The organism is Telmatobacter bradus (genome assembly GCF_048629425.1).
Classification (GTDB): Bacteria; Acidobacteriota; Terriglobia; order Terriglobales; family Acidobacteriaceae; genus Telmatobacter; species Telmatobacter bradus.
This window is the reverse complement of sequence record NZ_CP184532.1, coordinates 1,752,630-1,773,717: the sequence shown is the minus strand read 5'-3', so window position 1 is coordinate 1,773,717 and position 21,088 is coordinate 1,752,630. Positions and strand designations below refer to the sequence as shown.

Genomic DNA, 21,088 nt, shown 5'->3' with positions numbered 1-21,088 from the left:
AGCTATTCTCGGTCTTGTGAGCAGGCCTTCCCGCCTGATCCGAGGAGAAAACACCATGGCCGACCGCCTGACAACCACCGCTGGAGCACCCATTGCCGACAACCAGAACAGCCTGACCGCCGGAGAGCAGGGGCCGGTTCTGCTGCAGGATTATCAACTGCTTGAAAAGCTGGCCCACCAGAACCGCGAGCGCATTCCTGAGCGCGTGGTACACGCCAAGGGCTGGGGCGCATTCGGCACCCTCAAAATCACCCACGACATCAGCCAGTACACCCGCGCCAAGCTCTTCAACACCATCGGCAAAGAGACGCCCATGCTGATCCGCTTTTCCACCGTGGCTGGCGAACAGGGCGCGGCCGATGCCGAGCGCGACGTGCGCGGCTTTGCCATGAAGTTCTACACCGAAGAGGGCAACTGGGATCTGGTGGGGAACAATACGCCGGTCTTCTTCATCCGCGATCCACTCAAGTTCCCTGACTTCATCCGCACCCAGAAGCGCCATCCGCAAACCAACCTGCGCTCCGCCACGGCCATGTGGGACTTCTGGTCGCTTTCGCCCGAGAGCCTGCATCAGGTGACGATTCTGATGAGCGACCGCGGCATTCCCCTCAGCCCGCGCTTCATGAACGGATATGGCTCGCACACCTTCAGCCTGTGGAATGACAAGGGGAAACGTTACTGGGTAAAGTTCCACTTCAAAACCGAACAGGGCCACAAAACAATGACCAACGCCGAAGCCGCCGAGGTGATTGGCAAGACCCGCGAAAGCTATCAGGAAGACCTGTACGGAGCCATTGATCGCGGCGAGTTCCCGCGCTGGAAGATGTATGTGCAGATCATGCCCGAGCTGGACGCCGCCAAGACCAGCTACAACCCCTTCGACCTGACCAAGGTCTGGCCGCACAGTCAGTATCCGCTGATTCCGGTGGGCATCGTAGAGCTGAACCGCAACCCGGAGAATTACTTTGCCGAGATCGAACAGGCCGCATTCAGCCCGTCGAATGTGGTTCCAGGCATTGGCTTCTCGCCCGACAAGGTGCTGCAGGCTCGCCTCTACAGCTACGCCGACGCCCACCGCTACCGCCTGGGCACGCACTATGAGGCACTGCCCGTGAATGCGCCCAAGTGCCCCGTGCACCACTACCACAAGGATGGCGCAATGCGCTTCTTCAAGAACGACACCGGCAATCCGGACGCCTACTATGAGCCGAACAGCTTTGGCGGCCCGCAGCAGGATCCCTCGGTAGCCGAGCCGCCGCTGCACATCTCCGGCGACGCTGACCGCTACAACCATCGCGACTGCAATGACGACTACACGCAGGCCGGCAACCTCTTCCGGATCTTTGACGAGGGAGAGAAGCAGCGGCTCTTCATGAACATTGCCGAAACCATGCAGGGTGTTCCGGAGTTCATCGTAGAGCGGCAGCTGGAGCACTTTGCCAAAGCCGATCCGGACTACGGCGCGGGCGTTCGCAAGGCTCTGGACAAGCTGGCCAAGCGCTGAAGCATTTGCGACAAAAGAATGCTGCCAACTTCCCTCTCCGGAGAAAAGAAAAAGCCGCCACGCTTGATGCGCGGCGGCTTTTCTTTTCTCTAGCTTGAGATCTACGCGTTTTCCGGGCCTGCGACAGCGCCCGGTGCGGCTTCAGCAAGAGCCTGCGGCGTGCGGCGTGCCACCCAGAACACCAGAATCAGGCCGGCAACGACTGATCCCACGCTGGCCAACTGCGCGTTCGACAGGCCACAGAGGATCTTCGGATTGCGACGCAGGAACTCGACAAAAAAGCGCGCAATGCCGCTCAGGATCAGGTACTGGCCGACAATTGCGCCCGTGCCGTGCGGTTTGCCTGCACGCCGCCAGAGCCAAAGACCGATCAGCAGAGCGAGACCGAACTCGTAGAGCGGGGTAGGATGGACGCGCACGCCAAAAGGAGTGGGTTCAATGCCGTCGGGGAAGGCCATTCCCCAGGGCAACGTGGTAGGAATACCGTAGCAGCCATCGCCTGAGAGCAGGCAGCCTAGCCGACCAATTCCGTAGCCTATAGCAGCCCCTGGCGCGGCCAGATCGAGCGTACGCAGACCGCCGATTTTGGCCCACCAGCCCTGAAATACCAGGGCGGAAATACCCAGCACCAGTCCGCCGAACCAGGCAAAACCAGCCGAATCCCACAGTACCCGCCAGCCTTCCATGCGGAACTCATAGGGCGTATCGATCACGTGCCAGAGCTTGGCGCCCACAATGCCCATCACCACGGTAACCGCGACGATACCGACGGCATCAGCATCCAGATGGTTGCGACGGAAGCCAAGATCCATCAGGAAAGCGGCGGCAACGGCCGCCAGCCAGAGCATCAGGCCGAAGGTGGGAATATGCAGATGGGCGATGTGCAGATAAGGAAGCATAGCCTCTCAAGTATATCGGGCAGAAGCTGGCTCGATGCCAGTCAGTTCCATACCAAGGACAAGTTTTTCACAGTTCCCTGCCGCCTCCGGGGCCGCTTTGTAGGCGATACTTGATGTATGGCTACCAATCTTTCTAATGGCCTTGAGATTCTTTATTCCCGTGAGCAGATCGCCAAGCGCGTTCTGGAGCTGGGTGAGCAGATCACCCGCGACCTGAACGGCGAAAAGCTGGTGATGGTGGGCGTGCTGAAGGGCGCGGCCCCGTTCCTGGCCGATCTGGCCCGTACGATCCAGCTCGACGCCACCTTCGACTTCGTCGCAGTGTCGAGCTACGGCAACGGACAGCGCTCCTCGGGCGCGGTCAAGATGATCAAGGACCTGGACCACCCGATCGAGGGCCGCAATGTGCTGGTTGTCGAAGACATTCTCGACACCGGCCTGACGCTGAGCTATCTGCGCAAGCTCTTGCTGCAGCAGAAGCCCAAGAGCCTGCGCATCGCCACCCTGCTCGACAAGCCCTCCCGCCGCATCGAAAAGATCGAAGCAGACTACGTGGGCTTCTCCATTCCCAACCTGTTCGTGATTGGCTACGGAATGGACTACGCCGAGCGCTACCGGAATCTGCCCGACATCTGCCTGATGAGCCCCGATCACCCGGAATAACAACCGCTCCAGCGCAGTAAAAACAAGCGCCTCAATCTCCGCGGAGATTGAGGCGCTTTTCTCTGTGCACGTACGTCAGTCCCAGACTCCGGCAAATCATGTCCACAACTGATCATTCCCACAACTCTTCGGGTGCCCATCAATCCTCGCCGCGTTTTTGTTTTTGCGGCTATAGCATTTTCGGAATTGCTGTAGACCGAAAGCTGGATGCAGGGTGGCTTTTTCCTCAACAAAAAGCCACCCTGCACAGCCTCTCAAGGGCTACACCTATTGGAGAACGCTCTAAAACCCCTGCTTTACCACAGGCGGATGTTGGCACCGAAGCCGATACGCAGATTGTTCTGCACATTGTTGCTGTTATTCGGCAATCCTGTGCGCACATAATCCACTTGCAAAAGGCGCAAACCACCGCGCTGTTTCATATCCAGATTCAAACCACCGCCCGCCATCACCGCAAACGCGTCGGCATCGGAATTACTCTGGCTCTGCGCAGGGTAAACACCGTTGAAGCCCTCCACCGCGCCCAGCAATCCTTCGCCGAACAGATGCAGTTGCTTCAATTCCGGTCTTTTCGACGGAAGAAATTTGTCGAGTGAACGGTCGTATACGGGGCCCATCACGAACAGGCGCGTATTGACGCCAACATTGGAGGCAACATGGGGCGCGTATTCGATGCTGGCGGAAACCTTGGCACCATAGCCTTTGGGACGGAGGGCGGTCAGATCTACCGCCCCACCCCGCATCCAGATGCCTGCCGAACTCGCGCTGTCCTGGCCACGCTCACCTGCAACGGTCAAACCCAGATCAAGCGTAACGACCTTGGTGCCAGTTGCGGGCGCCTTTGCGGAGGGCTGCTGCGCGAACAGCACGCCCCCTGCAACTGCGGCTAGACTCACGAGGAGCACTCCATCTACTAAAAGTTTTCGCATGCGTGTGATCCTCTCTTATTCCACGTTGAGCGTCAAGTTAGTGGACTGCGCGTAGCTGCCGGAAGCAACCGTCAGAACGACCGTGTAGCTCTTGGGCGTTCCAGTATAGTAACCACCCGCACCGCAAGCTGTCATCCCCGCCGCCAGAGCTCCCAGGAACAGAAGCGACAGAACCATATTACGCAACCGCTTGCCGGTACGCCGCATGCGGCTGGCAAAGGGCAGCAGGATCAGCAAAGCAAGCGCCGTAGCTCCACCCTTGCCAAAGGGTACGCCCTTGCTCTCGGACTTGGCCGTGGATGAGCTCGGCAGCTTGATGTTGATCTGCGTATTCGCACTGATGGTTGTGCCAGCTCCCAGCGTCCAGACGGTGCTGGAGGTCTGGGTCCAGGAACTGGGCGTGATGGTCACTGTCGCGCCCGTCGGCAGACCACTCAGCGTCAGCGTCAGCGCCGCCGGGAAGCTGGTTCCAGCGCTAGGCAGAATCGACACCGTATAGCTTGCCGTTTCGCCCTCCGCAACCGTGGCCGTCGTGCTGCTGCTGCTGTCTGAACTGCTGCTGGAACTGCTGGAGCCCGAACTGCTGCTGCCCGAACTGCCACCGGTGCTGATGGTCACCGCGACCACGGTTTGCGACAGCGCACTGCTGGTGACGGTCCCGAAGTTCGTGTCGCCAGAGTAAACCGCCGTGATCGAATCCGTGCCAGAGGGCAACGCCGTGGTGGTATAGACTGCCGCGCCGCTTGAAAGCGAAGCGCTTCCGAGTGTCGTCGTGCCGTCCATGAATGTGACCTTACCGGTAGGCGAACCCACGGTGGAGGTTACGGTGGCCGTAAAGCTCAGCGATCCATCCACAATCGAAGGATTGCTACCCGTGGTAAGAGCAAGACCAACGGTCGGCGTTACCGTGCCGATGGTAAAGTTCACATCCACGGGTGTGGCGGCTGCGTAGTTGGTATTGCCTGTCTGCGTGGCGGCAATGGTACAAGTGCCCCCAGTCAGAACCGAAACCGTGGCATTGGTTTGCAGCGTTGATGCATTCGCCAACACTGTTGTTCCGCTGCTAACCGTGCAGACGCTGCTGGTCAAGGAGGCAAAGCTCACCGCCAAGCCCGAGGTTGACGTTGCACTCACTCCGAAGGTCCGAGCCGACGAGTAAGTGTACGTGGTCGTCGAAGGCGAGAAGGTAATCGTCTGCGATGCCTGATTGACCGTAACCGTCTGGTCACCGAAGGTCTGGTAAGCCGTCGGCACCGTGTAGATGCTGTCACCGGTGTAACCAGTGGCTTCAAAAGTGTGTGTGCCAACGGTCAGATCGGTAACCGGGATGGTGATGGCCAACGTGTCACTGGTTCCAGCAAAGGTTCCCGTGTAGGTGGCGTCAGTATCCTCATCGGTCAGCGTAACCGTGCCGGTCGGATATACCGCTCCGCCCACGGTAGGCGTCATGATGACGTACAACGTGGCGGTGTTGCCATAGGTGATCGTCTGATCATCGCCGTTGGGGCTGGCCAGTTCCGGTGCCAGATACGTGCGGACGCAGCTGGGCGGATCGAGCGTGGTAATCGAGACGTTGCTGGTCAGCGTATCCTCATTGGCCGTAGTTGCTGCCACGGTGTTGTAAGCCGTCAGGAAGTTGCTCGACACCGTGCCAGGTCCAATCGTCAGATTCACGTACTGGCCTGTGCCGCCGCTGGTGTTGGTACCCCAGGCCGACGAAGCTGCCGAGCTTTCCACTGCCGTAGTGCTGTTGACCAGAGTGGAGAGCGTTGACGGGAAGGTCACGTTGTCCAGCGTAAGGCCCAGCGGATAGCTGATCGCACTACCACTGTTGGTGTTGTACTCGCCCGTCAGCTCCACCGTTCCGTTGCTGGAGTCATCGTTGGCGAAATACAGATTCTGGAAGAGAATCTGGGAGTAATCAGGGAACTCCGAGGTGGAGTCGCCGCTGCTGTAGTACGGCGTGATCTGAATATCCGTTTTGTGATTGTAGAAGCAGGAGTTCGAGTACTGAATTCCCGTCAGCAAGCCACCACGATCATTGGCCGACTTGATGTGAATTCCTGTCGAGTTGCCATCGGCGTAATTGGCTGCATAGGCGGTCCCATTCACTGTAGCCGCTGCGCTGATGGCACTGCCATAAGTTGCCCAGCCATCGCCATCCGACACATTGCCATCGAACAGAATATTGCTGACGCCGCCGTTGGTATAGCTTCCAATCGAGGCTCCGTGACCGGCATAGAAGTGGTTGCTGGTGACGGAAATATTTTTCGACGCCGTGCTCGATGCGCCCACCGCGATGTTGTCGTCACCGTCCGAGATCCACGACTTCGTAATCGTCGCATTGGTCACGCTGCCCGGATCAATGCCATCGGTATTACGCGCATAGGTGGGCGTCACGATCTTGATGTCCCAGGCCGTGAAGCCAGAGACTGCGCCCGTCGTCGACACATGGAACATGGGCGAGTTCAGCAGCGAGATCTTGTAGAGTGTAACGTTGCTCGTTCCAGAATTCATCTGGATGAAGCGCGGGTTCTGCTGGTTGCCCACGCCATTGGCCGCCGCTGAAACACTCCACCACGTCGGTGAACCCGGCATGGGATACGTGGAAGAAGTGGTGAAGGAATTCAGCAGCGTATCGTTGCCACGGCCATTCAGCTTGCCATAGCCCATGATCCCCACGTTGGTTGAGGTCTTGGGAATTCCGATCAGCGGCAGGCAGCTTGCAGTTGCCGAGTTACCATTGATCGTTCCGCAGGTGTGCGTGCCGGAGGTGTAATCGTAATCCTGCACGTTGCGCGAGAAGTAGAGCGTCACGCCCGGATCCACCAGCAGCGTCACGTTCGTCGGCATGGTGAGCGGTCCGCTCAGGAAGGCGTTGTAGGTGCTGGTGCTGTCCATCGACAACTCCACCGCCTCGCCGGTACCGGAGCAGGCGTTGAGGGCTGCCTGAATGCGCGCGCCATCGATGTTCGTCGTCGTAGCCTCCACCGAAGCATCCAGATCCTGCGTGCTGACGTCCGTGGTCAGCGCTGCATTCAGCTGCTTGCAGACCGACGGGATGCTGGGCTCTGTGGTGCTGCGCGTATCGCCCGTGGCCACTGCCGCAACCACATAGATGGTGGTGGTGCTGGTGGTGGCGTCACCGTAGCTGCTGGTGCCTGGATAGTAGGCGTAGAGGGTGTGCGAACCAACTGTGGGAGCACTGATCGACCAGCTGCAGGTGCCGCTTGAAAGCGTGCAGGTCGTGCTTGAAGTGCCGTCCAGGTAGAGCGTTACAGTACCCGTGGCTGCCGTCGGCGCAACCGTCACGCTTCCCGTGATGGCATTGCCTGAAGTGGAGCTGGTGTTGGCCACGCTCAGCGTTGCCGTAGAGGCAGTCTGCCCCGACGCAAGCACTTCAACGGTGTACACCGACGAGGTGCTGCCGGTGAAGTTGGTATCGCCGCCATACACCATGGTCAGGTAATGCTTACCGCTCACCAGCGAACTGGTGGTCAAGTAAGCCTCGCCGCTGGCGTCCAGCGAACCACTCTGCAACAGAGTGCAGGAGGTGCTGGCTGCAGTGCAGGTCTGGTTAGTGCCTATGCTGTCGTAGAAGCTGTACGTGCCCGTCGGGATCACACCCGCGCCCGGCGTCGTCGGACGACCCAGGATCGTTACGCTGCTGCCGTTGGTGATTGAGCCCACGCTAGAGGTCGGCACAAAGTCATTCACCTGTGTGGCCATCGCCGAAACCGGATTCCAACTGGCAGACTGACCAGAGGAAAGTTTCGTCGAGGGAACCGTAGTCGCCAGGAAGGCCACCGGATACCAGGGAGCCGCTGTACCCGCATTCAATGAGAGCGCATAGCTCTCGCGGCTGGCCACGGTCGAACTGCTGCTGTTCACACCATAGCTTCCGGTATTGCCACCCGCCAGATTGAAGCCGGTGGTCGTATTGCCATAGTAATAGGCCGACGTGCCCGCCAGATCCGACTCATCCGATGTGTACAGAATCGACGGCTCACTGGTGGAATAGTTAAACAAGGCATACGGATAGGGCGAGGTGCCCGGCGTTGGATCCGAATACTCTGCGGTGTTGAACTCGCCGTAAGTGGAGGTCGATAGATATTCGCTGGCGCCATCCCAGCCGATCCATCCCTTGGGCGCGACCTGATCAACATCGTTGTTCAACATGATCCAGGTCGAATAGGAAGAGCCATACGTCGAGCTGATCAGATACGGACGTCCAAAATACAGGTCCGTCATTCCAGTGCTCTGCGAGAGCAACTTGCAGGAGTTGCAGACAAAACCGCTGAGGTAATCACTGGTGGTGCTGGTCGAGCTGCTGGCCGAGGTATCCGCCCCGCCCGTGCTGTAACCAATCAACGTTGTTGCGTAACGCTTGTTCTGCGCGGTAATCGTGTCCTGTCCGGTAGCCGTCAGGCCATGCCAGGTAGTGAAAAAGTTCGTATGGTCAAAAACCAGCGCGGCGTCGCCGAAGGTGTAATCGACGTTGCCAACCACCAGACCCTGCCACATGTACTCTCGCGCCACCGTGCAGTATGTACCGCACCCAATCCCCGAGGCATACAACGTGTCCTGCTGGCTAACCAGATTCACGTTGTTCAGAATCGCACCATCCGAATTGAGGAACAGCGCCATCGCCTGCGCGCCGCACTCCAGGTTGTTGTTGTACAGATACTGATAGGTGTGAGCCGTCGAACCCGACGAACAGGTTCCTCCGTTACTGGTTGCCGTCACCGTGCTGGTGGTATTCGGATCCGTATTGAAGGTGTTCTGAATCGTCAGATATTCCGCATAGAAATTGTTCGGAGTATATGTCGCCGAGACAGCCGTCTGCCCTTGATAAGTATTCTTGCTCACATCGAGCGTCGCCGATCCCTCATCGCTTCCCTTGCCTGCAATGCCCAGAGAAAATTTGGAATCCAGCGTATACGTAGTGCTGCTGAAATCTCCATTTTCGCCGGTCAGAATCACCTTGGTGGGATCACCGCCCAGCCCGCGCAGCGCCACGTTCGGGTAGCTGATCACGTTCTGGCCGGAGTAGATACCGGGAGCAATGTAGATGGTGCCACCCGTGCTCGACAACGCCTGCAGCGCCGTGGTCAGGCTGGAATAGTTGCCGCCGCTGGGCGCAAGCACCATGGTCGATGCGCCAATGGCGGCCGTCGTCGATGCCTGGGTTACGGTGTAGCTGATGCTATTGCTGATGCTTTCGTAATCTGTTGTGTCGGTCGGGCAGAACGTCGCATAGATGGTATAGCTGCCAATCGGAAGATAGGTTGAGGCATCCACAGGGGTCGCACCCGAAGCGGTTGCATTCGACGTGCATGACGGTGCCGCGCCATACGCATATGCCATGTTGCCCGCCACGCTGGGAGTTGCAACCGCATCCAGCACGCCCGTGCCCAGCGGCGCGCTCACCTGCTGCGTGGTCGCACTCGGAGACCAGCTCAACGACGTGCTGGCCTGCGCCAGAGTAAAGCTGGCACTCACCGTGGTAGACGTCGCGAAAACACCCTGCGCCGGGAAGCTCACATACAGCGTATGCGTGCCCGCCGTCAGCCCTGAAAGCGGCAGCGTGAGCGTGGCGCAATAGTAGGCCGGATAGCTTGAATCCGACGAGTTCGTGCCGGTATAGCCGCTGTCCGTGCAGCTCTGATTCGCGCTCGTCAGCAGGTATTCCGTGGCCGTAGCGGAGGTTGAATCTATCTGCACGCTCACATCCTGCGATGTGGTTGCGCCATAGTTGATCAGTGAACCCAAGCTTCCGGTCGTGCTGGTCGCCACGGTAATCGGATAGCTGATCTCCGTGCCGCTGGAAGCAAAGGTCGGCGAACTGGTCGTAGTGGCTTCAAGGATGACCGCCGAGGACCACGTCTGAATATCTTCCGTGCCACTCAGCGTTAAAGAGCCATACGTAGAGGTCGAGGGAGATACCGCAGTGAAGGCGATCGCATCGCTCACCGTGCTGTCGCCCTCGGCCGTAAAGTAGGCGCTCATCTGGCAGGATTCTCCCGCCGTCATGGCCTGCAACATATAAGAGGTAAAGCTGCATTCGCTGGTGCCGCTGCTATAGCCCGACGTGACAAAAACCGCATCCGTGCCGCTCTGTGCCGCAGATGCCTGATTGCCCACGTTGGTCAGCGTGGCAATCACTTGCGCCGTCGTGCTGGTGCCAAAATTCTCTGCCTGCGCTCCGCGCGCAATCTGCGTTACATAGCTGTTGCTGCTGTCGGCATCGTACACATTGCCGACGCCATCCACCGCAACGCCTGTCGGACTCGAAGCCGTACTGTACACCGCAACCGAGCTCAGACCGCTGACCGGATACATCGTGACGCCGCTGCTGCTCTGCACATACAGATCGCCCGCCGCGTCGGTAACAAGTCCGGTGGCCACCACGCTCGACGCACTCGTCGATTCGGTATAGGCATACAAACCGCTCGACACTCCCGGGGTCAGCTTGTAGACCTTTGCGTTGGTCTTGTCCGCAACGTATATATTTCCCGTTGCGCTCACCGTCAATCCGGAAACCACGCCAAACGTCAGCATGCTCAACGCCGAAGAGGAAACCGTCTGCACCGTGGATTGGCACAAGGACGGCAGAGTGGAAGTACTGGCCGAAAGCGGATAAGCGCATGTCGCCGCTGAATTCGCCACCAGCGCCGTGGGAGAAATCTTGTAGAGCGTATCGGTGCCGCTTTGGTTATCCGCCACCAGCAGATTGCCCTGCGGATCAATGGCCAACGCCACAGGCGTCGCCGTGCCCAATCCCGAGGGTGTATAGCTGATCGTCTTTACCGTGCTGCTGTAGCTGTTCGGACTTCCCGCCGCTGAAACCACCAGTTCCTTGATGGTAGACGAGCCATCCAGATAGTAGATATCGCCGCTGTGATCCACAGCAATCTGCGTCGGATTCGCGCTCAGGCTCGATGTCAGCGTCACCGTGCTCGATGACGACGCGGCCAGCGACTCCAGAATGCTGCTGCCGCTTGCCGCATACAGATTGCCTTCCGCGTCCGTCGCAATTGCCGCCGGTGCAGCGCCACTCAGCAAGGAGGCAGTTGTCAGCGTAGCGCTTGTGCCCCCCAGTGACACGCCATCCGCGGCCAGAACAGAACCCGTCACCGATCCGGCAACGTTCACCGTCGCGCTCTCGCCGCCCGTGTTGGTCACCGTCATCGTCGCTGAACGCATGCCCGCCTGAGAAGGCGTTGCCGTCAGAGTCACCGTACAGTCTGCAGAGTCATCTTCCCCGGTGGCCACCGATGCAGTGTCATACCAAGTGCAAGAGGGCGTTCCCCAACTACTGACGTCACTATTGACGGAGTGCGTCAGCGTGCCCGCGGCAGCCGCGCCCACCGGAAAGTGCATCACAAAAGACTGCGTCTGCTTAGTGCCCAGAGAGGGCGCCGCAAAACCCTGCGCCAGGACCTTTCGCACCATCATGCTGGTGCCGCTCTTGCTCGAATAGGTATAGGAGGCCGTCGTGGTGTCAAACATGTACAGGTTGCCCTGCCCATCCACCGCCAACCCCATGCCTGACGAGTTCGCAAAAGTGCCATACGACGACGCCGCGGTCGCCGACAAGGGGCATCCATCGCTCTCCGTGCTCAGCGATGTGCCCACGCCGCAACTGCTTCCCGCAGCCGTATTCGTGCCGGAAGCCAAAATCGTCCGGATATAGCCGCTGGCTATATCGTAGAAGTACACAACGCCAGCACCGCTCAGATAGATGTTTCCCTGCGGGCTCACAGTAAGGCGGCTGGCTGAAGTGTCCGTCAATGCTGCCTTTGCGCCCAGAATTGGAATTCCAGGATAAGAAGAAGGAGCATAACTTCCGCCGCCCGCCAGCATGTAGTTATAACCAACATGCGGCGTCGTAACATAGCTATTGCCGTTGGCTAGAATGGCCGCCTTCATGTACTGGCCAGCAATGTAACCTGCCGTACCGCTGGTAAAGTTGGTTCCGTCACTCACATAAAAAACGCGCAACCCATGCGATGGGTCGGCAAAAATCAGGTTTCCGGCCGCGTCCGCGGCCACGCCAGTCACATACGAAGTATTCTGCGCGACCGATGTCAGCGCAAACGGGCAACCATCGCCATAGGTGTCCGTCGCTGTGCCGCTATAGCTGGTTCCGCTGTTGGCATCGGAGCAGGTTGCGGCCAGCGTCGTGGCGGTGGTTGTGACACCGGCAATCGTATAGGCATACCCGGCGGTCACGCTTGCATAATGCACTGCCAAAGCCGTATACAGCGGATTGTTCCCGCTAAAGTAGTTGGAAGTCTGCGGACCCAGAATCACGCGATAGCGATAACTCCCCGTATCCGCAAAATAGACGTTTCCATAAATATCTGCAGTCACGCCACGGGGTTGGTACACCTCGCCCAATGCGGCCGAGCAGGTTCCCGCACTCAGCGTCAACCCGGCCTTTCCATCCGTACCTGCGCCCGAAGTGCCAGCCGCTGTCGTTGCAGATGAACAACCGGCGACCGCTTCCATGTAGCCAATCTGCGATGCGGTGCAGAGCGGTGAGGCCGCCCGGCAGATCACATGGATCATGCTATCGCCATAACCAGCCAGCAGCACGTTGCCATATGGATCAACACCGATGCCACGATAGGCATAGGCATACGTTGCCGTGGAAGCCAGACAGCCGTCGCCCGACAGATCCTTCTTGCCGCTACACAACGACGAGGATGAGGTGACACTGCCAGCCGCCACGCTCATCAGACCAGTGTTGGGATCCACCATGTGCACAATCTTGTTGATGTCGTCGGCAATAAACACATAGCCATACGGATCCACCACCACGCCACCGCGCGCCGCCGCCCCAATCGTGGCATTGATGGCCGGACAGCCATCGCCAACGGCGGTGGTCGCCGTGGCCGAAGAGAGCGTCGGACACGCACTGCCTATCGTCGTCGCAACAGGCTGCAAACCTACCAGCGTTGTCATGGTTTTGGGAAGAGCTACAGGCGTCTGCGCGGACAAGATCAAAGCTGCATGCAACATCAGTACACACAGCACCACATACAGAATGCGGGCCATTGCCCGAGTACAAAACTTCATGGTTCCTCCCCCAAAACAAGTCCTACAATTCGGTTCTTTGCATTCGGTCTTGGCGGAGCCCTCCAGTCCAGGGCCCCGCCAGCCGACTGGATATATTTCCAGCCGCTTTAGAGCATTTTCGGAATACACCTAGACTTTTCAAGAAGCCTGCAAAGTGCCTTTTTCTTGATAAAAATGGCATTTGTCCGCCATTTTTCGGTCTAAATCCGTTCCAAAAACGCTTCAACCTCTGCGCGTTCGGTCTGACCACATCTACCTTTATTCCGCGATAAGCTCGCCGAGAATATGGTTTGTGGTCTTACCTCCGGGAAGCAGTTGCGCGGTACGGCTCCAGCCCGCACTTGACGCAACCTGACGAAATCCATTGAATTTCGCCGTAACGACCCCGGGCCTTCCCCGCCAGAGGACGTTTTTCTCTTGATTTAAAGGAAAAATCATTAAATAGGGCAGAATCTGGGCGAATATCTTCCGCTCGAATTCCCTACCAACTTGATTCATCCAATCAATGAGTGAACCGTCATTCTAGCGTAAAAGCCACACCTGCACGACGGTTTTTCCTGTCTTCTAAATCACCGAGTGGTATTACCACTATGGCGACGATATTTTTAGCTGCTGCTTGCAACGGTTGTCAAATTTAAAATTCACATTTTGCAAACATCTCTCTATTCGCCACTTAAAAATCCGTTTTTGAGGGACTTTCTATTTTTCACGGCATGAACAATTTTAGTTACAGGAAGAAAAATCGCGGATAAATTTTTTCTTTATTGAAACATTCAATGCAGGAAATCTTTTACGAAATGACATGAGATCGCCCGGGAAATACCCCACCTAACGCGCAGGAAAACACCGGGGTTAGCAGTCTGGATTGTCTAGGGCCTATTGACGTTCCCCAGGTCTCTAGTACACGTGATCGTCTGTCCTGTATTCCGCCGCCACTTCATTGATCACGTTCAACAAATTCCGCAAGAGCGGCGACACCCGCGAGGGCATCCACACGGCAATAGTTTCCACTGGATCCGGATCCTCCTGCAGCGGCAGATAGACCACACCGGAGCGGCGCAGGCTGCTGACCGAGGCCGGCACCAGCGTAACGCCAAGTCCTGCCGCCACCAGCGAAATCACAGTGTGAATCTGCGTGGCCACCTGATGCGCTTCCGGCGTGAATCCAGCCTTCAGACACTCGCCCAACACCTGCTCGTAAAAGCCCAGTCCCATGTCGGAGGGCAGCATCACCCAGGGATCGTTGGCCAGTAGCTGCAGCGGCACTCGTTTGGATCCTGCCAGTCGATGCGAGGTGGGCAGAGCCAGCAGCAACGGCTCACGCCGCACCGTGCAGGTGGCAAAAACCGACTCCACCACGGGAGGCCGCACAAAACCAATCTGCACTTCGCCGCTTTCCAGCGCACGCAGTTGCTGGGGCGTCGTCATCTCAAACAAGGCAATGTCCACGCCGGGATAGCGCTGCATCATGCGCCGCACAATGGCGGAAATCATGTCCTCGTAAGAGGCCGAGCTGATCATCCCGATGGCGATGCGCCCAATGCGTCCCTGACTGGCCAGACGGGCAGCCTGCTCGGCCCGTTCCGCGGCCTCCAGCGTACGCCGAGCCTCCACCAGAAAGATCGCGCCCACCGCCGTCAGCTCTACACGGCGATTATTGCGCCGGAAGAGTTCCACGCCCAGATCGCGCTCCAGCTTCTGAATTTGCTGGCTGAATGGAGGCTGCGCAATATGATGAATTGCCGCCGCCCGGCCAAAGTGCAAGGTTTCCGCAAGCGTCACAAAGTAGCGGTAAAGACGAATCTCAACCATATATAAAAGATATCACTCAATAGAGTTTCATATATTTTACAGATCATTCGCTTCGGCGCACAATGGGTGCATGTTCCCTGCAGGTGGAAATACTCATCCAACTCAGCCCCTGGAAAGACGCCGACTTGCAGCCGTTGTGATTGCTGGTTTTTGTGCGTTTCTGGGCCTTTATGCTCCACAGCCGATGCTACCTGAGCTGGCGACCCACTTCAGCAAAACGGCCGGCCAGATCAGCCAGTTGATCAGCATTTCCACCATCGCCGTGGCGCTGATCGCGCCTCTGGTGGGCACACTTTCTGACCGCTGGGGACGCAAGCGTCTGATCGTACTTTCCGCTCTGCTGCTGGCGTTTCCCACTGCGATGGCCGCCACGGCAACCAGTTTTTCTCAACTGATGGTCTGGCGCTTTCTCGTCGGCCTGTTCACGCCCGGAGTTTTCGCGCTCACCGTCACGTACATCAACGAGGAATGGCGCAAGGGCGCCGGCTCAGCGATGGCCTATTACGTGGGTGGAACCGTCAGCGGAGGCTTTGTGGGCCGCACGCTGGCCGCCCTGATTGCCGATTACGGCGATTGGCGCAAGACGTTTCTCGTCCTCGGCCTCTGCAATCTGATCGGCGCTCTGCTGCTTTGGCGTCTGCTGCCCGTCGAACAACATCAGGAGAAGAGCGAGGCAAGCCTCTCCCGCGCCATGCTGGGCCATCTGCGCAACCGAGCCCTGCTCTCAACCTGCGCAGCCGGCTTCTGCGTGCTGTTTGCTCTGCTGGGCATCTTCACTTACGTAAACTTCCGTCTGGCTGGAGCGCCGTTTCACATGCGCCCCGCCGCACTCGGCCGCATCTTTGTGGTCTATCTGCTGAGCGTGGCCTTCAGCCCGGTTTCCGGCCGCGTGATTGACCGCCTGGGCCAGCGCAAGACCTTCGCCCTCTCCATGCTGACGGCGTTGCTGGGCGTACTGCTTACGCTGCTTCCCTCTGTACCCGCCATTTTTGTGGGACTGGCTCTCTTCTGCACCGGGATTTTTGTGGGGCAATCATCCGCCAGCTCCTACATTGGCGTGGCCGCCAGCCACTCCAAAGCCGCCGCCGTCGGACTTTATGTCGCCGCCTACTACCTGGGCGGCAGCTTTGGCGCGGCCGTTCCCGGAATCTTCTGGAGTCGTTTTGGCTGGACGGGCTGCGTACTGCTGATCGCCCTGGTTCTGCTGGCCTCAGCCGTCAATGCGCTTCTCTTCTGGAAGAGTCAGGCACTGGATTCCGCGCAACAAAACTCCCGTAAGCCGAGGCGCTACCGCTTCGAATACGGCGTCTTTGCGCTCACCCTGGAGATGCGTCGCTGAGGCGAGTACCGGTTCCGCAGAAAAAATTCACGCCGAGCTAAAAATTCCGTACATACTCAAGAACAGATCTCAGAGGCAACACTTTCCTCTCTCTTTGACAAACGATTTTGATTCCAAGAGCTTCTTCTCTACTACAGGAGAGGCTCTTTTCTGCGCGCAGGTTTTACGCTTTCCAGCCTGCTCCCCGACTATACTTAAATATTGGGACGCACCGGCGTTGGCCCTTCCGCGTTCCGCTTTGACCGCAACACAAGAAGGAGCTTTCTCGTTCCATGGCAGCGATTACCCCCATCTCCGCCTCTGATCTTGAATTTGACCACGGCAGCTTTGACGTGGCCGCCTTTGCCGCACACACCCTCAGCAGCTGGCAGAATCTGGCCGCCGTCATTGACCACACGCTGCTGAAGCCCGAGGCCCCCCGCAGCCAGGTGGAAACCCTGTGCAGCGAGGCCGCCACATATCGCTTTGCCTGCGCCATGGTAAATCCGGCCTGGGCCGCGACCGCCGTCAGCCTGCTGGCCGGAACCGGTGTTCCCGTCGGCGTGGTCATCGGCTTCCCGCTGGGCGCGTCGCTGGCAAGCACCCTGCGCCAGGAGGCCGAAATGCTCAGCCGCCTGGGAGTCAAGGAACTCGACATGGTTCTGCCCGTCGGGCACCTGAAGAGCGGCGACTATCAGACCGTGGAAAACGCCATCCGCTCCACCGCGCAGGTGGCGCATGCGCGAGGATCCCTGCTCAAGGTGATTCTGGAAACCGCCCTGCTGAACACCGAGGAAAAGCTGCGCTCGACCGAAATCGCTATTGCCTGCGGAGCCAACTTTGTAAAGACTTCCACCGGCTTTGCCAAGAGCGGCGCAACACCAGAAGACGTTTCGCTGATGCGCGGTGTAGCCGGAGCGCGTTGCGGCGTCAAGGCCTCGGGCGGCATTCGCACCCTGGCCGACGTGCGCACCATGCTGGAAGCCGGTGCAAGCCGCATTGGCGCTTCCGCCTCGGTGGCCATCGTCCGCGAACTTGGCGCAAAGTAAACGCCGCCTGTTTTCCGCTGATCTTCCCATTGAACCCACCTCGCGGACGAAGGTTTTTGTTTGCCCTCGTCCGCTTGCGCTATCATTCCCATCAAGCCAATGAAAACAACGTCTCCTAAAACTCCGGAAGGCTCAGACTACGAGGGCGATTACAGACCCGCGGCCACCACGTCGCTGGATCCGGTCAACGCTGTGGTCGAAAGTGCCGATCAGGCCTACCTGATGCGGCTGGCCGAGACGTTGAACACCACGCTCGATCTGCAGACCCTGCTGACCCGCACCTCCGAGCTGGTGCGCGCCGTCATTCACTACCGCATCTTCGCCATCATGCTGCTAAACGACCGCACCAACGAGTTGCGCATGCGCTTTCAGATTGGCCATACGCCGCAGATCGAGCGGATGCGCTTTCCGGTTGGCAGGGGCATCGTGGGGCAAGTGGCCATCACCCGCAAGGCAATGCTGGTCAACGATGTATTGGCCGAAGAAAACTACATTGAGGCCAACCCTGAAGTGCGCTCCGAACTGGCCGTGCCGCTGATCGCCAAAAACCGGCTGATCGGCGTCATCGACATTGAAAGCGAAGTGGCTGGCTACTTCCAGCCCGAGCATCTGCGGCTGCTCACGCTGACCGCCTCGCGCATTGCCACGGCCATTGAAAACGCCCGCCTGTACACGCGCGTCTCCCGTCAGGCGCAGACGCTGGAAGTGCTGAATGAAATTTCAATTGAGGTAGCTTCGATTCTCGATCTTGGTCCGCTGCTTGAACGCGTGGGCCAACTGCTGCGCCGCCTGATCGACTACCAGATGTTCAGCGTAATGCTGCTCGACGAAAAGGGCGAAACGCTGGTAACGCGCTATGCCTGGCGCTTTGGCACAACCGACGCGCCGCAACGCAGCATCCCCGTCAACAGCGGCGTGGTGGGCGCAGCCGTACGCGAGTGGCGTGTGATCAACGTGGGCGATGTGACACAGGATCCGCGTTTTCTCTACATCAATCCGGAAACCCGCTCGATTCTGGCCGCGCCGCTCTTTTACAAGGGACGCATCATCGGCGTACTCGATCTGGAGCACACGCGCCCCAACTACTTCACCGGCGAACACCAGAAGCTGCTGACCACACTGGCCGCGCAGGTGGCCATCGCCATTGAAAACGCCAAGCTCTATCAGGCCGTGCGCCTGCAGGAGCAGCAACTGGAGCGCGACATCACCATGGCCCGCGAGGTGCAGTTGCGCCTGCTACCCTCCGTGGCTCCGCAGATGAACAACGCCGAGATGGCAGTACGTTTTCTACCGGCCCGCTCCATCGGCGGCGACCTTTATGACTTTGTGGAATACGGCCAGAACCGCACCGCTATCGTTCTGGGCGATGTAAGCGGCAAAGCAGCACCGGCGGCGCTTTATGCCGCCATGGTCAGCGGCATTATGCGGGCCGCTGCCGCGCAACATCCCGAACCGGCCCTGATGCTGACTCAGTTGAATAACTCTCTGCAGGAGCGCAAGCTCGAATCGCAGTACGTCACCATGCTCTTTGCGCTGTGGGACGACGACAACCGCACACTCAGCGTCTCCAACTCCGGTGCCGTGCAGCCTGTTCTTTACAGCCATTGCAACGCGCAGACCATCAAGGCAGAAGGTTTTCCGCTGGGGCTCTTCCCCGACGTCAGCTATGACCAGCTCAGCGTACAGGCCGCGCCCGGCGACGTGATCGTCTTTGCCAGCGACGGCATTCTCGACGCCGAGAACGAAAAGGATGAGATGTACGGCCCCGATCGTCTGGCCGAAGTTCTCTGCTCCCGCTCGATGGGCTCAGCCAGCGCCATCGCCGACGCCATCCTGGCCGACGTCTCCCGCTTTCAGGGAAACAAGGAACGCTTCGACGACGAAACCATCATCGTGCTCAAGGTCCGCTGAGATTACTGCAGTGTCTGCGTAAATCTCATGCGGATCTTCGTCACGCCCACATAGGTCACGTCCACGTAGTCATCGCCTGCTTCGGTCTTGAAGCCCTTCGCATCGCTCTCCAGCTTCACATCGAGCCCGGCAAGCTTCCACTGGCCAGCGCTCAGATCCCCAGCCCGTACTCCTGGAGCCATAATGCGATAGGTCACATTGCCCGGATGAGTCGCAATCTCGATTCCCTGCTTGGTTGCCTCAGCATCGATGGGCGGCGTGCGCGTAATGTTTAACCAGCCGATGCGCCCCGTGGGAGTGAGCCACTGCGCGGTTACCGGATGAAACTGGCTCTCCGCATCCACCAGCCGCGTCTGGCCGGTGATTTCTCCGCCGTAGATCAGTGTTTTGCCAATCCAGGCCGTGGCCACGCGTTTTCCTTCGATCAGCCGCCGTACCGCGTGCTCTCCGGAAAAACTGCGAAAGCTCTGCAACGCATCCTCGGGAATGCGCGCGTCCAGCACCACCAGCAATGGCACAATCCACACATCGGCGCTGTGGTCCACCGGAGGATCGAAGCGCGCGAGCGGCGCACTCTGCGCGTTGAGCTCCAAACGCAGCCACAACCCCTCGACGCTCACATAGCTCTGCATGTCCATGCCGTAGGAGCGATCGTAAGGCCCGCCGATGTTGCGCAGATTGGCATTGTAAAAAGCCGCCGTGGTGCGCCACAGGCCATCTTCCATGGTGCGGCCCATGGTGCGAGTCTCTTCCGTCAGTCCGTAATCGCGCCACAGGGCCAGCGCGTACAAATCCACCCCCGCATAGGTCGGCGAGTTGTACTCGTTGAATGCCTCATGCTGTTTGTAGAGCTTGTATACAGTGTGCTGCCACTGCTCGGCCAACGACTTCCACTCCGGCTTGCCGCCATACTCGGCCGCATAACTGAGCAGGTAGCCGTACATCAGCGCGATGTTGGTGTAGGAAGGCTCCAAACGGCCTTCATGCATCTCACCCTGCAGCGCGTAGTCAATCGACTCCACCATGCGTGTGCGCAAGGCTGCCGGCACACGATCCGGGTACTCATTCAGGATCAGCGCAAACGTTGTGCCAATAAAGACGCGCCAGTTAGGATCGTAGCCTCTCCAGCGGCTGGGATGATCCGCCGGGTCGGGCTCGTTGGGCGAGCGGCGGAAAGTCCCATCCCACACCTTGCCCGGCGCATGAAACTGCTGGTCCAGTACCGCGCTGAGCACCTGGGCCGCGCGTTCCCGATCCCCCGCAGCATCCCGCAACAGCAGACCCGCGGCATACCAACTGGACTCACGCACCATGAAAAACTTTGTGCCGTCGTTCTCTAGGGAATGCGGATTGGCAGGCAACGGCCCCGGAGCCTTTGGCTCCGCACACAGGCTGGTCTGCGGATCGTAGTACTGATCGCCCCACTGCATGGCCGTGGCAAAAAGCGCGCGGCTGTTCGCACTGAGCGTGGCGGTTGTGGCGTGACGCGGAGCAGCCAGAGCGGCGCTGTACCCCAGAATGAAAACTGCTGTCAGATACAACCCAATCCGTCCCGTACGCTTTCCTGCTTTCATCTGCCGCTTTCAACGCCTTCCTGGATATTTTTCTCTCGAAGACCTGAAATTTCATGCCATCGGGACAAGATCCAAACCAGCGGCAGCCGGATGTATGCCGACGGCCAGCAAGCCAGTGAATTTCCGACCCTTTTAGAGCACAAATTTCAGAATAGCCTTCCTTGAAAACGATACGCTTTGGAAGGATTTTCCTCAAGAAAATGCCCTCACATCACGGCTAAAAATGCAGGAAGAATCGCTTCCTGAACAGACAGGAAGATTTTCTCCTCCCCGATTCGTTACACTGGAAAAGATCGTCTACACCGATTCCAGAGTTTCTGTGCCCGAAACGCATGCTTCAGGCAG

At 58.6% G+C, this 21,088-nt stretch carries 11 protein-coding genes; 5 read left to right on the top strand and 6 right to left on the bottom strand.

From position 1 onward, the window contains the following. Positions 1–55 precede the first annotated feature (55 nt). Positions 56–1,504, top strand: a complete 1,449-nt coding sequence (locus tag ACOBR2_RS07600; RefSeq protein WP_420239424.1) for a catalase — start codon at positions 56–58, stop codon at positions 1,502–1,504. Between the two features lie 101 nt (positions 1,505–1,605). On the opposite strand, the gene ACOBR2_RS07595 is transcribed toward ACOBR2_RS07600, so the two are convergent. Next, a complete protein-coding gene (locus tag ACOBR2_RS07595; RefSeq protein ID WP_420239423.1) occupies positions 1,606–2,403 on the bottom strand; it encodes a prolipoprotein diacylglyceryl transferase in 798 nt (265 codons plus the stop codon). Positions 2,404–2,520: 117 nt separating this feature from the next. Here ACOBR2_RS07595 and hpt point away from each other — a divergent pair, with 117 nt between their 5' ends. Next, positions 2,521–3,066: a hypoxanthine phosphoribosyltransferase gene (gene hpt / locus ACOBR2_RS07590; protein WP_420239422.1), complete on the top strand. Its 546-nt coding sequence runs from the start codon at positions 2,521–2,523 to the stop codon at positions 3,064–3,066. A 296-nt stretch (positions 3,067–3,362) separates the two neighbouring features. Here the strand turns inward: hpt and ACOBR2_RS07585 are convergent, their stop codons facing one another. From ACOBR2_RS07585 to ACOBR2_RS07570, 4 genes are all read right to left on the bottom strand, one after another. Beyond that, positions 3,363–3,962 carry a hypothetical protein gene (locus ACOBR2_RS07585; protein WP_420239421.1) on the bottom strand — a complete coding sequence of 200 codons (600 nt, stop codon included), beginning with the start codon at positions 3,960–3,962 and terminating at the stop codon, positions 3,363–3,365. Between the two features lie 48 nt (positions 3,963–4,010). After that, entirely contained in the window at positions 4,011–13,079 is a 9,069-nt protein-coding gene (locus ACOBR2_RS07580) for a pectinesterase family protein (protein WP_420239420.1), read from the bottom strand. Positions 13,080–13,337: 258 nt separating this feature from the next. Continuing rightward, entirely contained in the window at positions 13,338–13,577 is a 240-nt protein-coding gene (locus ACOBR2_RS07575; RefSeq protein ID WP_420239419.1) for a hypothetical protein, read from the bottom strand. A 399-nt stretch (positions 13,578–13,976) separates the two neighbouring features. Beyond that, positions 13,977–14,891, bottom strand: a complete 915-nt coding sequence (locus ACOBR2_RS07570; protein ID WP_420239418.1) for a LysR family transcriptional regulator — start codon at positions 14,889–14,891, stop codon at positions 13,977–13,979. Positions 14,892–14,961: 70 nt separating this feature from the next. Here ACOBR2_RS07570 and ACOBR2_RS07565 point away from each other — a divergent pair, with 70 nt between their 5' ends. From ACOBR2_RS07565 to ACOBR2_RS07555, 3 genes are all read left to right on the top strand, one after another. Further along, positions 14,962–16,230 carry an MFS transporter gene (locus tag ACOBR2_RS07565; protein ID WP_420239417.1) on the top strand — a complete coding sequence of 423 codons (1,269 nt, stop codon included), beginning with the start codon at positions 14,962–14,964 and terminating at the stop codon, positions 16,228–16,230. Between the two features lie 272 nt (positions 16,231–16,502). Further along, positions 16,503–17,258, top strand: a complete 756-nt coding sequence (deoC, locus tag ACOBR2_RS07560) for a deoxyribose-phosphate aldolase (RefSeq protein ID WP_420239416.1) — start codon at positions 16,503–16,505, stop codon at positions 17,256–17,258. Between the two features lie 99 nt (positions 17,259–17,357). Beyond that, entirely contained in the window at positions 17,358–19,169 is a 1,812-nt protein-coding gene (locus ACOBR2_RS07555) for a SpoIIE family protein phosphatase (RefSeq protein ID WP_420239415.1), read from the top strand. Positions 19,170–19,171: 2 nt separating this feature from the next. Here ACOBR2_RS07555 and ACOBR2_RS07550 read toward each other — a convergent pair whose 3' ends face one another. Further along, positions 19,172–20,743, bottom strand: coding sequence for a hypothetical protein (locus ACOBR2_RS07550; protein WP_420239414.1), 1,572 nt, complete (start codon positions 20,741–20,743; stop codon positions 19,172–19,174). Positions 20,744–21,088: the final 345 nt, after the last annotated feature.

What these genes read in the sequence shown, in the direction of transcription:
- ACOBR2_RS07600 (WP_420239424.1), top strand. Translation starts at nt 56, where the DNA reads ATGGCCGACCGCCTGACAACCACCGCTGGAGCACCCATTGCCGACAAC.
- ACOBR2_RS07595 (WP_420239423.1), bottom strand. Translation starts at nt 2,403, where the DNA reads ATGCTTCCTTATCTGCACATCGCCCATCTGCATATTCCCACCTTCGGC.
- hpt (WP_420239422.1), top strand. Translation starts at nt 2,521, where the DNA reads ATGGCTACCAATCTTTCTAATGGCCTTGAGATTCTTTATTCCCGTGAG.
- ACOBR2_RS07580 (WP_420239420.1), bottom strand. Translation starts at nt 13,079, where the DNA reads ATGAAGTTTTGTACTCGGGCAATGGCCCGCATTCTGTATGTGGTGCTG.
- ACOBR2_RS07575 (WP_420239419.1), bottom strand. Translation starts at nt 13,577, where the DNA reads ATGAATCAAGTTGGTAGGGAATTCGAGCGGAAGATATTCGCCCAGATT.
- ACOBR2_RS07570 (WP_420239418.1), bottom strand. Translation starts at nt 14,891, where the DNA reads ATGGTTGAGATTCGTCTTTACCGCTACTTTGTGACGCTTGCGGAAACC.
- ACOBR2_RS07565 (WP_420239417.1), top strand. Translation starts at nt 14,962, where the DNA reads ATGTTCCCTGCAGGTGGAAATACTCATCCAACTCAGCCCCTGGAAAGA.
- deoC (WP_420239416.1), top strand. Translation starts at nt 16,503, where the DNA reads ATGGCAGCGATTACCCCCATCTCCGCCTCTGATCTTGAATTTGACCAC.
- ACOBR2_RS07555 (WP_420239415.1), top strand. Translation starts at nt 17,358, where the DNA reads ATGAAAACAACGTCTCCTAAAACTCCGGAAGGCTCAGACTACGAGGGC.
- ACOBR2_RS07550 (WP_420239414.1), bottom strand. Translation starts at nt 20,743, where the DNA reads ATGAAAGCAGGAAAGCGTACGGGACGGATTGGGTTGTATCTGACAGCA.